Source organism: Pseudoalteromonas sp. J010 (genome assembly GCF_003934235.1).
GTDB lineage: Bacteria > Pseudomonadota > Gammaproteobacteria > Enterobacterales > Alteromonadaceae > Pseudoalteromonas > Pseudoalteromonas peptidolytica.
This window is the reverse complement of record NZ_RDBW01000007.1, coordinates 88,001-107,329: the sequence shown is the minus strand read 5'-3', so window position 1 is coordinate 107,329 and position 19,329 is coordinate 88,001. Positions and strand designations below refer to the sequence as shown.

General features: G+C 44.0%; 12 protein-coding genes. 11 read left to right on the top strand and 1 reads right to left on the bottom strand.

The annotated features are described in order from the left end of the window. The first annotated feature begins 101 nt into the window (after positions 1–101). The 5 genes from EAG18_RS05330 to EAG18_RS05310 all read left to right on the top strand — a co-directional run bounded on the left by EAG18_RS05330 (position 102) and on the right by EAG18_RS05310 (position 7,369). Positions 102–1,049, top strand: a complete 948-nt coding sequence (locus tag EAG18_RS05330; RefSeq protein WP_125251363.1) for a chemotaxis protein CheV — start codon at positions 102–104, stop codon at positions 1,047–1,049. A gap of 139 nt (positions 1,050–1,188) precedes the next feature. Further along, on the top strand, positions 1,189–3,354 hold the full coding sequence (gene uvrD, locus EAG18_RS05325; protein WP_125251362.1) for a DNA helicase II: 2,166 nt from the start codon (positions 1,189–1,191) through the stop codon (positions 3,352–3,354). Continuing rightward, positions 3,332–5,401, top strand: a complete 2,070-nt coding sequence (locus EAG18_RS05320; RefSeq protein WP_125251361.1) for a GNAT family N-acetyltransferase — start codon at positions 3,332–3,334, stop codon at positions 5,399–5,401. Before uvrD ends, EAG18_RS05320 begins: the two co-directional genes overlap by 23 nt. After that, positions 5,382–6,476: an ABC transporter substrate-binding protein gene (locus EAG18_RS05315; protein ID WP_125251360.1), complete on the top strand. Its 1,095-nt coding sequence runs from the start codon at positions 5,382–5,384 to the stop codon at positions 6,474–6,476. The genes EAG18_RS05320 and EAG18_RS05315 overlap by 20 nt, the downstream gene beginning before the upstream one ends. A gap of 44 nt (positions 6,477–6,520) precedes the next feature. Then, positions 6,521–7,369: a CZB domain-containing protein gene (locus EAG18_RS05310; RefSeq protein ID WP_125251359.1), complete on the top strand. Its 849-nt coding sequence runs from the start codon at positions 6,521–6,523 to the stop codon at positions 7,367–7,369. 74 nt (positions 7,370–7,443) lie between these two features. Here EAG18_RS05310 and typA read toward each other — a convergent pair whose 3' ends face one another. After that, the gene (gene typA, locus EAG18_RS05305) at positions 7,444–9,264 is read right to left on the bottom strand and encodes a translational GTPase TypA (protein ID WP_125251358.1); all 1,821 of its coding nucleotides are present in this window, start codon (positions 9,262–9,264) and stop codon (positions 7,444–7,446) included. Between the two features lie 369 nt (positions 9,265–9,633). On the opposite strand from typA, the gene EAG18_RS05300 reads away from it, so the two are divergent. The 6 genes from EAG18_RS05300 (at position 9,634) to glnA (ending at position 19,245) form a co-directional block, all read left to right on the top strand. Then, positions 9,634–12,078 (top strand): ABC transporter permease, encoded by a 2,445-nt coding sequence (locus EAG18_RS05300; RefSeq protein WP_125251357.1) that lies wholly within the window; start codon positions 9,634–9,636, stop codon positions 12,076–12,078. Positions 12,079–12,108: 30 nt separating this feature from the next. Beyond that, complete coding sequence (locus tag EAG18_RS05295; protein WP_125251356.1) at positions 12,109–13,476, top strand: sigma-54 dependent transcriptional regulator; 1,368 nt, start codon at positions 12,109–12,111, stop codon at positions 13,474–13,476. Beyond that, the gene (locus EAG18_RS05290) at positions 13,463–14,758 is read left to right on the top strand and encodes a HAMP domain-containing sensor histidine kinase (RefSeq protein ID WP_125251355.1); all 1,296 of its coding nucleotides are present in this window, start codon (positions 13,463–13,465) and stop codon (positions 14,756–14,758) included. The genes EAG18_RS05295 and EAG18_RS05290 overlap by 14 nt, the downstream gene beginning before the upstream one ends. Positions 14,759–14,908: 150 nt before the next feature. Further along, complete coding sequence (locus EAG18_RS05285) at positions 14,909–16,159, top strand: HlyD family efflux transporter periplasmic adaptor subunit (RefSeq protein WP_275557235.1); 1,251 nt, start codon at positions 14,909–14,911, stop codon at positions 16,157–16,159. Between the two features lie 26 nt (positions 16,160–16,185). Continuing rightward, complete coding sequence (locus EAG18_RS05280; protein ID WP_125251354.1) at positions 16,186–16,908, top strand: ABC transporter ATP-binding protein; 723 nt, start codon at positions 16,186–16,188, stop codon at positions 16,906–16,908. A 930-nt stretch (positions 16,909–17,838) separates the two neighbouring features. Beyond that, positions 17,839–19,245 carry a glutamate--ammonia ligase gene (gene glnA / locus EAG18_RS05270; RefSeq protein ID WP_125251353.1) on the top strand — a complete coding sequence of 469 codons (1,407 nt, stop codon included), beginning with the start codon at positions 17,839–17,841 and terminating at the stop codon, positions 19,243–19,245. Positions 19,246–19,329: the final 84 nt, after the last annotated feature.

Genomic DNA, 19,329 nt, shown 5'->3' with positions numbered 1-19,329 from the left:
TACTGCTACCATACTGTAGATTTTACCCAAAAAACAACACGACATATCGACTTCTTTGATATAGTCTTAGAAAAGGTTACAAGAAGTAATGAGGGGTTAACATGGCTGGTGTATTGGCCTCAGTAGATCAACGCACGCAACTGGTGGGTGAAAACCGCCTTGAACTACTATTGTTTCATCTTCATAGTCGCCATTTTTTTGCGCTTAACGTCTTTAAAGTAAAAGAAGTCGTTAAACTCCCTCATCTAAATAAGATACCTAATGCCCATCCTAAAGTATGTGGTGTAACCAATATCCGTGGAGAGTCGATCCCGGTTATTGATCTGCGCCAAGCTATCTGCATGCCGTCATGCGAACGAGATAAAGACTGCAACCTAGTCATCACCGAATACAACCGCTCTGTTCAGGCCTTTTTAGTTGGAAAAGTCGACCAGATAATTAACACCACTTGGTCAGACATTATGCCAACCCCCAAGTCCGTTGGTCGTAACCACTACCTTACTGCATTGACTAAAATACAACGCAATGGTGTAGAGCATATTGTTGAAATCATTGATGTAGAGAAGGTATTGGCTGAAATTGTTGAGTACACCGTCGAGATCCCACAAGGTATTCTTGATAAAGCCATTATCAATGAATTTCATGGTCGCAAGATTTTACATGCGGACGACTCTCCTACTGCACGCAGACAAGTGGCCGATACACTAGCGCAGCTGGGAATCGAGATAATCCCAGCGACTGATGGCCAAGAGGCGCTGAATGTACTAAAACACTGGGCCGATGAAGGCATTGATGTACAAAAAGAACTCTTAGCAGTTATCACCGATGCCGAGATGCCCGTTATGGACGGGTATCGCCTGACTTATGAGATCCGTAACGATAGTCGCCTAAAGGACCTTTACGTCATCCTTAATACCTCACTGAGCGGCAGTTTCAATAATGCCATGGTCGAAAAAGTTGGATGTAATGCCTTCTTGTCAAAATTTCAGCCCGACTTGTTGGTGACCGAAGTGCAGAGCCGCCTGAAAGACGTGTTAGAAAACAAATAAACACTGTATAAAAAAACAGTTTTATTTTTCTTATAAATCATAGCGTTGCTTTTCTAAGCCTTGCTTTACTTAGCGAGATGCTGGGATTTAACCCAGTGACTCGGTATACTTGCCATCATTTGAGCAAATAGGCAAAGCAATGGACGTATCAGAACTACTCGACGGCCTCAACGACAAACAGCGCGATGCAGTCGCAGCTCCTCTGCAAAACATGTTAGTGCTCGCGGGCGCGGGGTCAGGTAAAACACGAGTACTTGTTCACCGCATTGCTTGGCTTATGCAAGTTGAACATGCCTCGCCGTTTAGTATTTTCGCGGTAACTTTTACCAACAAGGCTGCCAAAGAAATGCGTGCGCGCGTCGAGGCAACGATAAGTGCTCCTGTTGGTGGTATGTGGATTGGTACCTTCCACGGCCTTGCTCACCGAATGTTACGCGCCCATCATCGTGAAGCAAAACTGCCTGAGTCGTTTCAAATCTTAGACAGCGATGATCAACAGCGGATGATCCGTCGCTTGCTCAAAGCTATGAATATCGATGAGAAAAAATGGCCACCTAAACAGTTAAGCTGGTATATCAGTGCTCGAAAAGATGAAGGGTTAAGGCCAAAAGATATTCAAGCATATGATGTCAATGAACAACTGATGTTAAAAGTTTACAGCGCTTATCAAGATGCTTGCGACAGAGCCGGCTTGGTTGATTTTGCTGAGATCTTACTCCGCTGTTATGAACTGTTACAGCAACAACCGACTTTATTGCGTCATTATCAACAGCGATTTCGCCACATGCTGGTAGACGAATTCCAAGATACCAACAGTATTCAATACTTATGGTTACGCCTGCTTGCTGGAAGCGAAAACAACATCATGATCGTAGGCGATGATGACCAAAGTATATATGGTTGGCGCGGTGCAAAAGTTGAAAACATCAAACGATTCCTAGATGACTTTAACGCACAGACCATTCGCCTTGAGCAAAATTACCGCTCTACCGCGACGATTCTAAAAGCATCAAATGCGCTAATTGAAAATAATGCAGAGCGTATGGGAAAAAGCCTATGGACGGACGGTAATCAAGGTGAACCCATTTCAATTTACGCGGCTTTCAATGAGCTTGATGAAGCAAGATTTGTTGTGGGTAAAATCAAGTCATGGCTGCAAGCTGGTAATGCGCTGAGCGACAGCGCGGTGCTGTATAGAAATAACGCACAATCACGGGTATTAGAAGAAGCACTACTGCAAGAAGGGCTAAAGTACCGGATCTACGGTGGTATGCGCTTTTTCGAACGCCAAGAAATAAAAGATGCGCTTTCTTACTTACGCATTATCAGTAACCGTAACGATGATGCCGCCTTTGAGCGCGTTATTAATACTCCAGCACGGGGGATTGGTGATAAAACCCTAAGTCATATTCGCGACTGTGCACGTCATGAATCCTTGTCACTTTGGGATGCAGCAAAAGCAGTGCTGGCGCAAAAACATTTGGCAGGGCGAGCCGCCACCGCAGTCACTAAGTTTATCGACCTAATCGAACAACTAGACGACAAAATCACTGAACTGGAACTTGCGCAGCAAGCACAGACAGCGATTGAACAGTCAGGTTTGATGGCCATGTATCAAGCAGAAAAAGGCGAAAAAGGCCGCGCACGAGTGGAAAACTTGGAAGAACTCATCAGCGCCTGTGGTCAGTATGAACTGCCTATTGATGAAGACTTCACTTCACCGCTACAGGGCTTCTTAGCCTATACCTCATTAGAAGCTGGTGAAGGCCAAGCAGACGAGCACGAAGATGCTGTGCAAATGATGACGCTACACTCAGCTAAAGGTCTAGAATTCCCCTTAGTATTTATGGTTGGTGTGGAGGAAGGCATGTTTCCATCACAGCAAAGTAATGAAGAGTCCGGTCGACTAGAAGAAGAGCGCCGCCTCTGCTACGTTGGTATGACACGCGCCATGGATAAGCTTTACATTAGCCATGCAGAAAGTCGGCGTTTATATGGTCAAGAAAAGCACCACAGCCCATCACGTTTCCTCCGAGAAATCCCTGAAGACTGTATGGAAGAGATCCGAATTAAAACGCAAATCTCTCGCCCTGCAAATACGGGGAGGTTCAGCCCTTCAATCAGTCATGCAACTTTTGAAGAAAGTGGCTTCAACCTTGGACAACGTGTACTTCATGCGAAGTTTGGTGCAGGCACCGTATTGAATTACGAAGGCGCAGGAGCGCAATCACGTATTCAAGTCAATTTTGATGACGTGGGTAGCAAGTGGTTAGTGACAGCCTATGCTAGATTACAAGCACTCTAACCTCCCAACCTTACTCAAACAGCTTGCTGATGCCCGCCATCGGCAGCTGTTGCTCGTCACTGGTCGCCAAGCTTGGTGTTACCAACAATCTGAACAGCTGCTTACGCAATCAAGTGACTGTTTGGTGCTCAGTAATAACCAATTACTTAGCCAAGCAATATGGCCGGATCACTTACATCAAATACTTGGACAAGAGTTTGACCACCTAATTTACGATGGCTTTAGTGGGATTCTCCCCAACAAAATCGCAGCAGCTGCCGGTACCGTAAAAGCGGGCGGTTTGTTTGTGCTACTACTTCCTGAGTTGAGCGAGCTGGATCACTGGATAGACTCAGCAATTCAACGCTGGAGCTCAGAAGGGTATACGCCAACACACAGCTACTTTTTAAACCGATGGCGGCAACTATGGCAGCGCCAACCAGCTTGGCAAATTAGCGAAAAACACGAAAGCTCGCTGCCCAAAAATTACCACCCATCGGGCCCGACGACGTGCGGTATCGAAGCGCAGCAACACGTATTATCCCGTATCACTAGTGCACTAATAAATAACCATACTCCTATCTTGCTCAGTGCCGATCGCGGACGCGGTAAGAGTGCGCTTTTAGGGTTGCTAGCAGCAAAGCTGCCTGAACAACCATTTGTTATTTGCAGCCGTCATTTCCATGCTTTGCACAGTTGTTTTGCGATGCGTGCGAATACACTCAATCAGCCCGTCAAGCACAATAGCAAAACACTCGCCAATCTAAGTTATCTAGCACCAGATGCGTTACTACAGCAAGCGCCCTCTCTGGATAGCAATACGATTTTGTTAATAGACGAAGCAGCCACACTGCCAGTGCCTTTTTTAATTCAAGTTGCGCAGCTTGGCTTTCGTTGTGTATTTTCGAGTACCTTAGTAGGTTATGAAGGAAATGGCCGGGGCTATACCTTAAGGTTTAAACGCCACCTTGCCACCCACTATCCAAAACATCTTGATTTCACTCTAACATCACCTATTCGTTATGCGTCCAATGATCCATTAGAGCAACAAATTCGGCGGTTATTCGCATTAGAGTGTAAAATCAAACCGCCCACCTCCTCTTATCAGTACTCAATGCGCGCCATTACACAAGCCGAATTGGCTACGAATAACACATTGCTTGAACAGGTGTTTTCTTTGTTAGTATTGGCGCATTATCAAACCAGTGTTGATGATTTGAGACAACTGTTAGATGCACCAGATCTGTACCTGTACGGCACTTTTTGCGATGATCAGTTGGTAGCAATTTGTCTCGCGGTATTAGAAGGCGGAATGCCTGATCCATTGGCGCAGGATATTATCAATGGTAAGCGCAGGCCAGCTGGGCACCTGATGTCACAACAGCTCGCCACCACCTACGGCGATCGCCACTTTGTTAGCGCTCATCATGCTCGCATTATCCGTATTGCAGTACACCCAGATATGCAGCGTCGCGGGATTGGCAGCCAACTATTAAGCGCTGTTGAGAACTCGTTGCCTAGGCATATCAGCGCAGTTGGTACCAGTTTTGGCCTCACCACCGAGTTGCTGACATTTTGGCATCAACAAGGATACCAACCTTTAAAAATCGGTTTTAAACAAGATAAAGCCAGCGGTGAATATGCCTTGATTGCTCTAAAGCCCAGAAAGGCGCCAATATCGGCTTCTTATCAAGCGTTATTTAAGCAAGGGTTTGTCTACCAGTTACGTACGACTTATCAACATCTTGATACTAGTACCGTCACAGCGGTCTTGGCGACACTACAATCACAGCAAGTAAGTAGTGAGCAACTGAGCTACCTGCACTTTCTTTCACAAAGTACACCTAATGAACAACAAATATGCCCCTTTTTATGGCAACTTGTCACACTACAACCAAAATTAGTTAAAAGCTTAACTAATATTTCCTCAGAATTAATTATTCGGCTAGTATTACAGCAGCATGCAACCCAAGTCGTACAGCAAATGCTAGGACTTTCTGGTAAAAAAGCATTAGTTATTAAATTAAGAGAGGCCTTACAGCAAGTATATGAATATTTCCGGCATTAAACTGCTGCTGTTGGCAGTCATGATTCTGAGCTCGAGCCTTCCGTTATCTGCCAAACAAGCGGTCAAAATGGGAATGTCGACGGCACTTTCAGGGCCAGCCCAGGAGATTGGTCAGCAGTTAAAAGCCGGTGCAGAGTTACACTTGGATCACTATAATCAGCATAAACCGGCTGACGCGTTGCCTGTGACGCTCGAAGCCTTAGACGATGGTTATGAACCGCATAAAACCGTCATCAATGCACGCAAGCTTATTTATGAGCACAAAGTAGATGCGTTATTTGGAGTAATGGGCACCCCCACCTCTTATGCAATTAAGCCCATACTAGAGCACTCCCACATCCCTTTATTAATGCCGTACACAGGCGCTGAGTTTTTACAAAACCCTACTACCTTCGATGTATTCAACCTACGCGCCAGCTACAATAAAGAAACCCAAGATATCATTCACTACTTTGTCGATGAGCTAAAATTCAAACGTATTGCTTTACTTATTCAAGCAGATGAATTTGGCTTAACGGTTGAAAAAGGCCTGACCAAAGCCTTGTCAGAACATGGCATGCGGCCTGTTGTTATTACACGCTTTAGGCGTAATAGTGACGATATAGATAAAGCACTGAAACGAGCTAAGCGCCATAAAATAGAGGCGTTTGCCATGGTTGGTACCTATCAGCCTTTAGCCAAGTTTATTAATCAAGCAAAACTTTCAGGGTTAGAAGCACACTATGCAACGGTTTCTTTTGCTTCTTCTAACGAGCTATTTGCCCGCCTCAAAGGACAGCCTAAGGTACTCGTCACCGAAGTTGTCCCTGATCCTGTGATTTGCAAAGCACAACTGTGTGATCACTTCCGACAGACCATTAATCAAACTAACCTGCCCTTAAATGAACAGGTGTTTGAAGGGTTTCTCAACGCCTATTTACTCACCAGCGCTATTCAAGCTTGTCAGTTGCCGCTGCAAAGTACCTGCCTACTGAATGCGTTACAAGATCAGTTAGAAAATAACCAACTTATTCGTGATGTATTTATGTTGCAACCTGGACAAAAGAAATTGCCAGTTTACCGCTCATTTTTCTAATAATGTTCTATCCTTAGGAGAGATTGACTATAGGCGAGGCTGACATGGATTTAATTAACTTTCGGGTCGGAAAAAAAACAATATCACTGCAAATCCTCGATATTTTATTAACTGAGCGTTACGAAGAAAACTTAACAGACTTACCTAACGACAACCCGAGCTTTCTTGGTGTTAAAGATTATATGGGAATACCCACTCCCATATTCGACTTAGGGATCATCCTCAACAAACGTTCTTCTTATGATACTAACCAAGAACTTGTAGACATGCTTAAAAAGCGAGAAGAAGACCATAAAGAATGGCTACACGCTCTAGAAGCAAGTATTTTTAATGATGCCCCTTTTTTAAAAGCGAAAGATCCAAAACAGTGCGCTTTTGGACAATGGTTTTATAGTTTTAAAACTGACAATGATGATCTCAAAGCGTTACTAAAACGCTTTGAGATCCCACATGAACAGTTACATGCGTTAGCCGATAAACTCCTCACCCTTTGTGCCAAAGGCAACAAGCAAGAAGCATTAGACATGTTAGCGCGAGAGAAAAGAACGACATTCAATAAACTCATGCGACTCTTTGAGTCTGCCCGCGACCAAATTATGCTAGATCATAAGCCTATTATTGTATTCACGACCCAGGATGGCCAAAGCCCCCATATTGGCTTGCTTGTCGACAAAGTCGAAGATAACGTGCACTGTGAAGAAAGCGATATCAAGTCACTTCATGAAATGACCAGTATTGGCTTCGAGATCGATGCACAAACGAAGAAATTAATGAAAGGATTAGTAAAAATGGGTGAACGCCACAGCGTGTTGATTGACCCTAGTGCTATTTTCCGACCAGAACATTTACAACATTATGAGCCAGAAGAAACCGAAGAGTACGGTTTGTTTTAACACTATATAGTTACACACAAAAACGCCGCTATTCGCGGCGTTTTGTACTTTATAATCTGAGCTCAGATTAATGATTACTTAGCTTGGCGGCTAGCGCGTTTACGCTCGCTTTCAGTCAGTAATTTCTTACGAATACGGATGCTTTCAGGCGTTACTTCTACTAGCTCATCATCATCAATGAACTCAAGCGCTTGTTCTAGCGACATCACGATAGGTGGCACAAGGTTTTGTGCTTCGTCAGTACCTGCTGCACGTACGTTAGTTAACTGCTTACCTTTAAGTGCATTTACCGTTAGGTCGTTGTCACGGCTATGAATACCGATGATCATACCTTCGTAAACCTCAACACCGTGACCGATAAATAGACGACCACGTTCTTGTAGGTTAAATAGTGCGTTTGTTAGCGCTTTACCTGGTGCATTCGCGATTAGTACACCATTCTTGCGCTGACCAATGTTACCGCCTTTGTGTGGACCGTAATGCGAGAACGTATGGTACATCAAACCAGAACCAGACGTTAACGTCATAAATTCTGTTTGGAAACCAATTAGACCACGTGCAGGCATCATGAAGTCCATACGCACACGACCTTTGCCATCTGGAGACATGTCAGTCATTTCTGCTTTACGAAGACCAAGCTGCTCCATGATAGAACCTTGGTGCTCTTCTTGACAGTCAATGGTTACTGTTTCGTACGGCTCTTCTAGCTGACCATCAACTTCACGTAGGATTACTTCTGGACGAGATACTGCAATCTCGTAGCCTTCACGACGCATATTCTCAATCAGAATACCCAAGTGAAGTTCACCACGACCAGATACACGGAAGCTATCTGGGTTATCGGTTTCTTCAACACGTAGTGCAACGTTGTGAACAAGCTCAGCTTCTAGACGCTCAAGGATATTACGTGAGGTGACGTATTTACCTTCTTGACCTGAGAATGGAGACGTGTTTACAGAGAAAGTCATTGTTACTGTTGGTTCATCAACAGATAACGGAGGCAATGCTTCAACATTGTTCTGGCAACAGATAGTGTCAGAAATTTTCAGTTCGCCAAGACCTGTGATTGCGATGATATCACCTGCAGTTGCTTGCTCAACCTCATGACGGTCAAGACCTAAGTAACCAAGTACTTGACCTACTTTACCGTTACGTGTTTTACCATCAGCACCGACGATAGTCACCTGTTGGTTAGGCTTAACTGAACCACGCTTGATGCGGCCAACACCGATAACACCTACGTATGAGTTGTAATCAAGCTGAGAAATTTGCATCTGGAACGGACCTTCAGGATCCGCGTTAGGCGCTTCAACTTCATCTACGATAGCTTGGAACATTGGTTCCATGTTGTCAGACGGCTCATCTAGATCAAGTGTTGCCCAGCCGTTGATTGCTGATGCGTAAATCACTTTAAAGTCTAGCTGTTCGTCAGTTGCACCTAAGTTGTCGAATAGGTCAAAAACTTGGTCCATTACCCAATCAGGACGAGCGCCCGGCTTGTCAATTTTGTTGATTACGACAATAGGCTTAAGACCCTGAGCAAACGCCTTTTGTGTTACGAAACGCGTTTGTGGCATCGGACCTTCTTGTGCATCAACTAGTAGTAATACTGAGTCAGCCATCGAAAGAACACGTTCTACTTCACCACCGAAGTCGGCGTGTCCCGGAGTATCTACGATATTGATACGGTAGTCGTTCCACTTGATTGCGGTATTTTTTGCAAGGATGGTGATACCACGTTCTCTTTCAAGATCGTTTGAGTCCATCACTCGCTCTTCATTACCACCGCGCTGCTGTAGTGTACCTGATTGCTCAAGTAGCTTGTCTACAAGCGTTGTTTTACCGTGGTCTACGTGCGCGATAATCGCGATATTTCTTAACTTTTCGATGCTCATATTATTACTCAGTGAAGTTGGCCCTCAGTGATCCTAGTCGATCTACGCAAAAATGCGCGTTGAGATTGCCCGATTGAGAATTAAAGGTCGCGTATTATCTACTATTAATGTGACAGATGAAAGTTTATCCAACATTTTTTTCAATAATCTAGCATGAATTTCTCTGGTAAAGAGGGCAGTAAAACGCGACTAGGTCGAGTCCGATTACAATACTTTGCTCGTCCGATTCTGGACTTAGCCCTTGCAAAAATACAATAAAGCCTATTAATATCATGGCAATAGCGTTTGGCACATACGTTGCTAAAGTACCAATCAAGGTGAAATATTAATAATAAACCATCGTGACACCTCACTGTACTTGGAGCAAATATGGTAACACATTCAATAAACATGGCTTGGCAACGGCTCAAACGTCATATCAGTTATACAGTCACTATTATTCTGACACTTGGGCTCGCACTAGGTGCTTTGGTGTCGACATACAACCTCAATTATCAATTACTCGCAGCACCACTCCCTTATCCAGATGCGGAGCGGTTGATGTTGTTACGCGGCGCGCTAGTCGATGACAATAATGAAATAAAACAAAGCAACTTTATTCCGCACGCTGGAAGCTTAACGTCTTATGAGAAACAACCCCAATTCCCCGAGATTGAAAGCATAGCACTACAAAACATTAGTATTGATGTGGAGCAAAGCTTACCAAGTAGTCCTACATTTAATATCGGTGCCATCACCCCTGAATACATGCAGTTACTTGATGCACCGATGGCACTCGGTCGCTACTTTTCCAGCGATGAAGGTCTAGATAGTCAGCAACCGGTTGCAATGATTTCATATTCTGTGTGGCAGCAATATTTCGCTGGTAACCCTGATGTTTTAGAAAAAACGGTGGTTTTTAAAGGCGTCAGTTTCAAAATTATTGGTGTAACGGCCTCACAATTTGACGAACCAGTGCTTTCAACACCAAATTGGCATACTGATGTTTGGCTAACCTATGACTACAACGATTCACCGGCTCCTCAGTGGCAACGTAACAACATTCAAACCTACCAGATCCTAAAATTACATAAGTCAGCAGACTCTCAAACAGCACAGCTGTCTCTGGAAAACTGGTTTAATGAGCAGCTACATCAGCAAACCAGAGGCATGCAAGATTTCGCAAATAGTAGAGTAAAACTGGAATTGATCCCGTTCAAAACTCGTATTGTCGGCGATGCCTCACAGGTCAGCTTGATGATGTTACTTGGCAGCATTGTACTGTTGTTAATTGCACTAAGTAATATCTGTAACTTAGTACTATCGCGAGCTGTGGAGCAACAAAAAAACTTTGCTGTTCAAGCTGCTTTAGGTGCAAGACCAAGCCACTTGTTTCATCACATAGTAACAGAGTTAGGGCTCTTGTTTACCTGCGCGGCCGCGATTTCCCTTGTAGTCGCAACCGCTATTATCTGGTTACTAAAATCTGGCATGGCGGGGCCTCTTGCGCGTTTGCAAACACTACAACTTGAACTGCATACCGTGGTATTTGCTTTAATGACGAGCGCCGCTTTGTGCTTGATGCTCGCTTGGATTGTCAGCCGTCAGCTTAATTATCAGAACATTATTCGCCAATTACAAAGCAGTGGTAAAGGGACTGGTGTACAAATCTCTGCTACCACCCGTAACTTACTCATCTCTTTTCAACTGCTTATTTGCCTCTCTTTGCTTACCGTTTGCCTTGGTGTATTTCAAACAAGCTGGCAGCATTTACAGCGTGAAACGGGTATAAAAGAACAGAATACCTACCAAGTGGCACTGAATCTTGGCACATTACTGCAACAAATGACGCTTGAGGAACGCCGGCAGCTATTACTCTCAGCATTAGACTCCCTGCGGGCATTACCACAAGTCGAGCATGCAGGGATCGGCGGCTACCCTCCCATTTCTTATTGGGTTCCTGGCTTTTCTAGTCGTCAGATGCAATTTGAGCCAGGGATCAAGAAAAACTCATTTGAATTTCAAAGCACGGCTGGTACGACATCTTACTTTAACGCTTTCGGAACCAAGCTCATTGATGGTAGAGCCTTCACGATGGAAGAAGCCATTAACAACGAGTCCGTCGTTATTATCAATCAGTATCTGGCAAGGCAGCTTAGAGAAAGAGGACAAGTGCTCGGTGCCAAATTATATTCACGTAACAGTCAAAACAGTGTTGAAGTTATTGGCGTAGTCGATGATATTTATCTACCTAATCAGCCAAATATTGCTAGAATTTTTATTCCCGCAATACCAACTGGCTACCCTTTTATCATGATTGAAACTAAGGCCAATACAGGTATCAGCAAAGCAGAAATAAACCAGCTTTTGGTCGATATTCACCCACAGATGCGAGTCTATAATTTTCAGTCGACAACAACACTACTTGCAACACATTTACAGCGAGATCGTGTCGCTAGTATCTTTACATTGGTATTGTCTGTCATTGCCTTAGTCCTAGCTGCAATCGGGATCTATGGTGTCTGCAAATATAACATTGCATTACGCCGTTTCGAGCTGGGGGTGAGAATGTCCATAGGCGCAACACCAATCACCGTATTGATTTTAATATTAAAGGATAACTTGCGACCCCTACTTATCGCGGTCTGTGCATCTGCATGTATTTTATTGAGTATTTCAGCACTTCAGGATACGCTTGTACCTAATACAGCCAGTAGTATTGTGCACTGGCTAGTATCGTTGGCAGCTGTGATAACCTTAGTTACTGGTGTGACCCTAGCCTCTGCCAGAGACATTATTGCCCGCCCAGCACTGCACGCACTGCGCGGAGAATAATAACATTTTTTACCATCAAGGAAGTTTACTGTGAGTGCCAAGCCTCTAATATTACTAGTCGAAGACAACAGAGAAGTCCGATTAGCAGCAAGATTTGTACTGGAAGATTTAGGCTTAGCTGTAGAAGAAGTCGAAAATCCGGTTCAGGCACTCACTTTCCTCGAGCAACGCCAGCCTAGTCTGATTTTGCTCGATATGAACTTTGAGCTAGATTCCACTTCTGGACAAGAAGGGCTTAGGTTTTTACGTCAACAACAGCAGCTGGGCAACACCATCCCCGTGGTCGCAATGACGGCATGGTCACATACCCAGTTAGTTGTACAAGCAATGCAGCTTGGTGCTGCGGACTTCCTAGAAAAACCATGGAAGAACCAACGCTTTGAGCAAGTCATTCGCCACCAGCTCCAACTCAGTGAACTGAGTAATAAAAATCAGGCATTACAACATGCGCTGGCTGGAGAGAAAAGTACCGTGCTTTGGCAGAGCAATGCGATGCAGCAACTGATGGAGCAACTGGAGATCATGGCACCAACCGATGCAAATATTCTCCTTACTGGAGAAAACGGTGTTGGCAAAAGCCTGATAGCGCAGTGGATCCACCAGCACTCAACGCGAGCGATGCAACCATTTATCTCGGTAAATATGGCTACCATTCCCGATCAGCTGTTTGAAAGTGAACTATTCGGTCATACCAAAGGCGCGTTTACCGATGCTAAATCGGATCGTGCCGGACGATTTAAACTGGCTAACCTCGGCACCTTATTCTTAGATGAAATTGGCACACTTCCCATTAATCAGCAGAGTAAACTACTTCGCGTCCTTGAATCTCGAGAATATGAAGCTGTGGGTTCAAGTAAAACCGAAATAGCCGATGTCAGACTAATTAGTGCGACTAATGCCAAATTGGAGCAACAAATCGCCAAAGCAGAGTTTCGTCAAGATTTGTTTTACCGCATCAACACCTTTACTATCGAGATCCCGCCTTTACGCTCACGCCTAGAAGACATTGAGTTACTCGCTCGACATTTTATCAAATCACATGGTAATCGATATGGCAAAAGTGAATGCTCACTTACACCTATGGCGATAGCACAACTAAAACAGTATGATTGGCCAGGTAATACTAGGGAATTGAGTCATTTATTAGAGCGTGCCGTTTTATTGAGCCGTACAGGAGAGATCAGCACTGAACAACTACAACTAAGTGCATCATCTTCCTTATCGCTAAGCAGCAGTGCAACCGCCCCCTTGCCTCTTATTACGTTGGAGCAAGCTGAGCAGCAATTAATCACACAAGCGCTAGCAAATACCTCTGGAAACAAGCAGCAAGCCGCTGAGTTATTGGGTATTACTAAGCAAGCGCTCTACCGTCGTCTTGAAAAGTATGGCCATAATTAAAGAACCTCTAGCGGGCTACTTTATTGTTAAGTTTATATTGTTGGTAGCCGTTGAAGTTTTCGGGGTTGCTGCACTCAGTTGGCACTTAGACATAAACTTGCCGACGGCTTTGTCTACATCAACCGCGCTAATTATCACCAGCTTTTTGATTATGCAGGGTGTACTATTCAGACAACTCTACATGCGCTGCAAACACTCATTTGAGCGATGTAGCTACCAAGCAGAGGCATGGCTAAAGCGCGACTTTAGCCTCAGAGCTAAACCGACATTCTCAACAGGGGTGGTTGCGCATCTGCACCAGCAACTAAATGGTGTTTCTGAAATGCTTCAAAGTGAAAAAACAGATGAAGATGTACAGTCCTTTTTAGTTGCAGAGTTAATCAGCGTGTTAAACACTCCCATCTTTATTTTCGACCAACGTATGCAACTATGCTTTGGTAATGACGAATGCGTAGAACTGTTCCAAAAACCGTGGCAAACACTAAGATACAGCCCACCAGAAGCAATCGGGCTAACACCTGAACCTAATTGGCATTTCATCGACCCTGAGCGGAATAAGCGATGGCAAGTGAGACACAGTACGTTTACCCGACAAAATTCCTCTTACCATCTCGTTGCTTGCATTGATATTCATCAAGCGTTGCGCGATCAAGAGTTACAAGCTTGGCAGCGATTAATACGTGTCATTAGTCATGAAATACGCAACTCCCTCACTCCTGTCTCAGCAATACTTGAGCGTTTACAGACTCGAGCCAAAGACCCCAGAGATAATGAGGCATTTAATATCGTACTTGAACGATGTTTTCACTTACAGGATTTCATCCACAAATACAGCCAATTAAATCAACCAATCAAAGTCGACCTTCGGCGAATATCAGGCTTAGAGCTGAGTCAGTCGATTCAAAGCTTTTTCCCAGAAGTGCAATGGCAAGTTGAGTTATCTCCAGCCTATTTTCATGTTGATCCAACGCTTATCAATCAAGTTTTAATAAATATTGTAAAAAATGCGATAGAGGCAAGCTCTGCTCACGCCACCATTACACTGAAAATATATACCAAAGATAATATGGCGTATTTTGAAGTCATTGATGAAGGAAACGGGGTGGCAAACAGCGATAACCTCTTTGTGCCTTTTTACTCAACAAAACAAGCAGGAGAAGGGATAGGTTTGTATATCAGTCGCTACTTTGTTGAGCAAATGTCGGGCACAGTCAACCTAACCAACCGACAAGATAAAACGGGAGCTATTTGCCAGCTGAGCTTTCCTGTTTTGATAAATTAATGCTTATCTTACAGTCCAGTTTTTATAACACAGCGTCCATAATCGGACTCCACTCCATCACAAGAATAGAAAACAACAACTAGATCAATGGTTTAAAATTTGGCATATGGCTTGCTCAAAGTAAGTTAATCGAACCAATCAAGGTAACTTATGATGGATGTAGTAAAGCAAAAGCAAGTAAGGCCTTTGCAAAAAGTGAGGCTTATCATCGGTGTGTCGATGGTGCTCCTATTCGCTTGGCTTAGCCTTGAGCTATTTTCAACCTCAGATGATTTTAAATTGCAAAGACAGGCGATCATTGTGGGGCAAGTAAAACAAGGTGACTTAAATGTCAGTGTTGATGGTTATGGGGTCCTGCGCTCAAATAAACAAAAACTCATCACCACACAAGACCCAGCAACCGTATATGAAATACTTGTTCGCCCAGGTGGAGCTGTTAAGCCCGATACCATTATTCTAAAGATGCAAGATCCAGATCTCACGCAACAGCTGGAAAGTGCAGAAATGGAGCTTAATCGTCAACAAGCCAACTTTCGCCGACAAAAGCTGGCCAATCAGCGTGAGCTACTGATGGAAATGGCTACATTAGCTGAACTAACCAGTCAGCACCAATCACTTGTTATGCGCCGTGAAGCCCAGCAAACATTAAGAGATCAAGGTGTAGTGCCAGCAATTGAGGTCAAGACGGCAGAACTTGAGGAGGAGCAGCTTGCCGAGCGGGTAAAACTTCAAGAGCAAAGAATAGCACAGCTAAAGTTGGTACATTCTGAAGATTTAACCATATCACAAGAGCTTATCAATCAAGCACACTCGATCCTTGCTCGATTAGCAGAGCGGGAAGCAAAACTAACCGTACGGGCTGGCACAGAAGGCGTTTTACAGCGTTTAGCCGTTGAGCTAGGTCAAAGCGTAGTTGCAGGTCAAGAGCTGGCACAAGTCGGGAGCAGTAAGGATCTCCAAGCTTTAGTTCGAGTATCACAATCCAAAGCAGAGCAAATCCAAGTTGGTCAATCAGCAGTGGTCAATACTCGCCGTGAACAAGTACAAGCAAAAGTGACTCGCATCAGCCCTCAAGTCCAAGAGGGAACGATTGAAGTTGAGCTCACCTTTGTCAATGGCGTGCCTGATTCAGCAAGGCCTGAACTTAATGTTGATGCACAGATCAACACACATCAACTCAAAAACGTTTTATACGTGGAACGCCCCAGTAATACCCAATCTCATAGTCAGCAAACATTGTTTGTGTTAGAGCAGGATATTGCGGTGCCTCAGTTAGTTTCTTTTGGTATTGATGCCGGAAAGTTCTTGCAAATTGAAAGCGGCATCTCGCCCAATCAACAAATTATATTATCCGATACCAGCACCTATAAAAATGCAAAACAAGTACGGATCATGCAGTAAGTCATCCTCAATATTAGGACAAAGTTATGAAAGAAACGATTTTAAAGATGTCAGATATTACCAAAGTATTTAGCACTGAAGAAATGGAGACACACGCTCTACGTGGAATCAACCTCGAGATTTACAAAGGTGATTTTGTTTCAATTTGTGGCCCATCTGGCTGCGGTAAGTCCACTCTACTCTCCATCCTCGGGTTACTCGATATGCCCAGCACAGGGAGTTATGTTATTGAAGGTACAGAAGTCAGCCAACTTAGCTTGACCGCTGCCGCACATATCAGAAATGAAAAAATTGGATTTATATTTCAGTCTTTTAATCTAATCGACGAACTCTCTGTGTATGACAATATTGCGCTACCATTACGCTACCGTCAAAACCCAATGAGTAACTCGGACATTGACCAGGCAGTAATGAGCTGCCTAACAAAAGTCGATATGGCACATCGTACAAAGCACCGCCCTAATCAATTATCTGGTGGACAACAACAGCGGATAGCGATTGCCAGAGCCTTGGTAGGTAACCCTGCTTTACTGCTTGTGGATGAGCCGACAGGTAACCTCGATTCTAAAAATGGGGATGCGGTAATGGATATGCTTAAAACACTAAACTTGGAAGGCACAACACTGTGCATGGTGACGCACGATCCCAGGTATGCAGATATGGCAACACGCAAGCTACATCTGTTAGATGGAAAAATACTGGCTCCACAAGCGCAAACAGCTCACCCTACACTGGTTGATGCGTTTTAAAAGTATTCGGAAATCAAAAGTATCTCAACACGGGCATGCGTGCTGGGTAATACCAATTTTCTTAATTAAGTGGTCTATGTTGAGGTGAGAAAATCTTGTCGATAACCCCGCTACCGCGTCCTGCTATCGCCAAGGTACCTACCTCCGTGTAAGCAAAGCAAAAATTTTGTTATTTAGTTGTTCTAAATAAGAAGTTTTTAACGCTGTTAGCGCCAGATTGACTCCTTCAAATTGAGCAAGTATTAAGTCAAATTGGTATTATTGTCGCATCAGTTTACTTGGTATCAATGCAAGGCAGAGCTTGCGTAGCATAGTTATTTTATGTGAGTCAGATGATAAAGACTTGATGCTCATGCAAAGTCACCTTCCCCCACATCTATGTAGGGCTGCGCAGCAGACACGCTAATTAAGCGCTGCCCACCCTATCCAAATGCTAAACGCGCTAAGGCCCCTAAAGCCGCCTTATAGATCAGAGACATAGTAGGATATAGCGATTTCACACTGATCTCGTTACTCCTTGAGACCAGTAGTAATGAAGTCGCATGTTGCACTTTTTATCAAAATATCAGCCCAATCATTTTGCCTAACAGAGGTTCTTCAACTAATCTGAATTCGAAATTAGCAGCGTGCTACAAAGCGAATTGATAGAGAACGGCGATAACTACAGAATAGGTCGTTACTCACAGCGAAAGCTAGCACCCACATTCAATTATAGGTAAAAGTAATAAAGGCATGGAACGAACAGCACTACACTTGCGCACCACCGTGTAGCAACAGAGCACCAAATTGGTGCAACACAACAATTAACACGTCATGAAATACTTAAAAAGCCTTTACTTATCATACTGATAAAACTTTGGCACAGATCAAGCTTATCTGTGTTCAATTGCAGTACATTGCAGCAAAATAACCCAACGAGTCGGAGGACACATGTCACAATCGGTTTTAGATTTTATTAAAGAGCACGACGTAAAATTTGTTGATTTACGTTTTACTGATACAAAAGGTAAAGAACAACACGTATCTATCCCACACCATCAAGCCGATGAAGATTTCTTTGAAGACGGCAAGATGTTTGACGGCTCATCTATTGCTGGTTGGAAAGGCATCAACGAATCTGACATGGTGCTTATGCCTGATGCACAAAGCGCAAAGCTAGACCCATTCGCAGAAGAAACAACCCTTATTGTACGTTGTGACGTGGTTGAGCCAAATACACATCAAGGCTACGAACGCGACCCTCGCTCAGTATCAAAGCGCGCTGAAGAATACATGCGCTCAACGGGTATCGCAGATACGGTTTTATTCGGCCCAGAGCCAGAATTTTTCTTATTTGACGATGTTAAGTTTAAAACAGACATGTCTGGTTCAATGTATAAAATCGATGCAGAAGAAGCATGTTGGAACTCGGACAAAGATTACGAAGGTGGCAACACAGGTCATCGCCCAGGTGTTAAGGGCGGCTACTTCCCAGTTGCACCTGTTGACTCTTCGCAAGACTGGCGTAGCGCTACTTGCCTCGTGTTAGAAGAAATGGGTCAGGTAGTTGAAGCGCACCACCATGAAGTGGCAACCGCTGGCCAAAATGAGATTGCAACTCGCTTTAACACTATGGTGCTAAAAGCAGATGAAATCCAAGAAATGAAGTATGTTATTCACAACATGGCACATCTATACGGCAAAACAGCAACGTTTATGCCTAAACCTATTGTTGGCGATAACGGTTCAGGGATGCACTGCCACCAATCATTAGCGAAAGATKGTAAAAACATTTTTGCTGGCGATAAATACGGCGGTCTATCTGAAGATGCACTTTATTACATCGGCGGTATCATCAAGCACGCTAAAGCAATAAACGCCTTTGCTAACGCATCAACTAACTCATACAAGCGTTTAGTACCAGGATTTGAAGCGCCAGTAATGCTTGCATACTCTGCACGTAACCGCTCTGCATCAATCCGTATTCCAGTGGTGCCATCAGAAAAAGCGCGTCGTATTGAGGTACGCTTCCCAGATCCAACTGCAAACCCATACCTTGCTTTCTCTGCAATGTTAATGGCTGGCCTAGATGGTATCAAGAATAAGATCCACCCTGGTGATGCAATGGATAAAGATCTATATGACTTGCCAGCAGAAGAAGCAGCTGAGATCCCTACCGTTGCTTCTTCACTTGATGAAGCACTTGCTGCGCTAGATGCTGACCGCGAGTTCTTAACTCAAGGTGGCGTATTCACTGACGACTTAATTGATGCTTACATCACGCTTAAGTCAAAAGAAGTTGAAAAATTAAACATGACAACTCACCCTGTTGAGTTCGAAATGTACTACAGCGTATAAGCTCTGTAGTAAACCTGCTACTTGGCTCAATGCGCAGATATTGAGCTTGTAGAGCCTAAACGCATTATGTGTTTCTGGCACTCT

What these genes read in the sequence shown, in the direction of transcription:
- EAG18_RS05330 (WP_125251363.1), top strand. Translation starts at nt 102, where the DNA reads ATGGCTGGTGTATTGGCCTCAGTAGATCAACGCACGCAACTGGTGGGT.
- uvrD (WP_125251362.1), top strand. Translation starts at nt 1,189, where the DNA reads ATGGACGTATCAGAACTACTCGACGGCCTCAACGACAAACAGCGCGAT.
- EAG18_RS05320 (WP_125251361.1), top strand. Translation starts at nt 3,332, where the DNA reads ATGCTAGATTACAAGCACTCTAACCTCCCAACCTTACTCAAACAGCTT.
- EAG18_RS05315 (WP_125251360.1), top strand. Translation starts at nt 5,382, where the DNA reads ATGAATATTTCCGGCATTAAACTGCTGCTGTTGGCAGTCATGATTCTG.
- EAG18_RS05310 (WP_125251359.1), top strand. Translation starts at nt 6,521, where the DNA reads ATGGATTTAATTAACTTTCGGGTCGGAAAAAAAACAATATCACTGCAA.
- typA (WP_125251358.1), bottom strand. Translation starts at nt 9,264, where the DNA reads ATGAGCATCGAAAAGTTAAGAAATATCGCGATTATCGCGCACGTAGAC.
- EAG18_RS05300 (WP_125251357.1), top strand. Translation starts at nt 9,634, where the DNA reads ATGGTAACACATTCAATAAACATGGCTTGGCAACGGCTCAAACGTCAT.
- EAG18_RS05290 (WP_125251355.1), top strand. Translation starts at nt 13,463, where the DNA reads ATGGCCATAATTAAAGAACCTCTAGCGGGCTACTTTATTGTTAAGTTT.
- EAG18_RS05285 (WP_275557235.1), top strand. Translation starts at nt 14,909, where the DNA reads ATGATGGATGTAGTAAAGCAAAAGCAAGTAAGGCCTTTGCAAAAAGTG.
- EAG18_RS05280 (WP_125251354.1), top strand. Translation starts at nt 16,186, where the DNA reads ATGAAAGAAACGATTTTAAAGATGTCAGATATTACCAAAGTATTTAGC.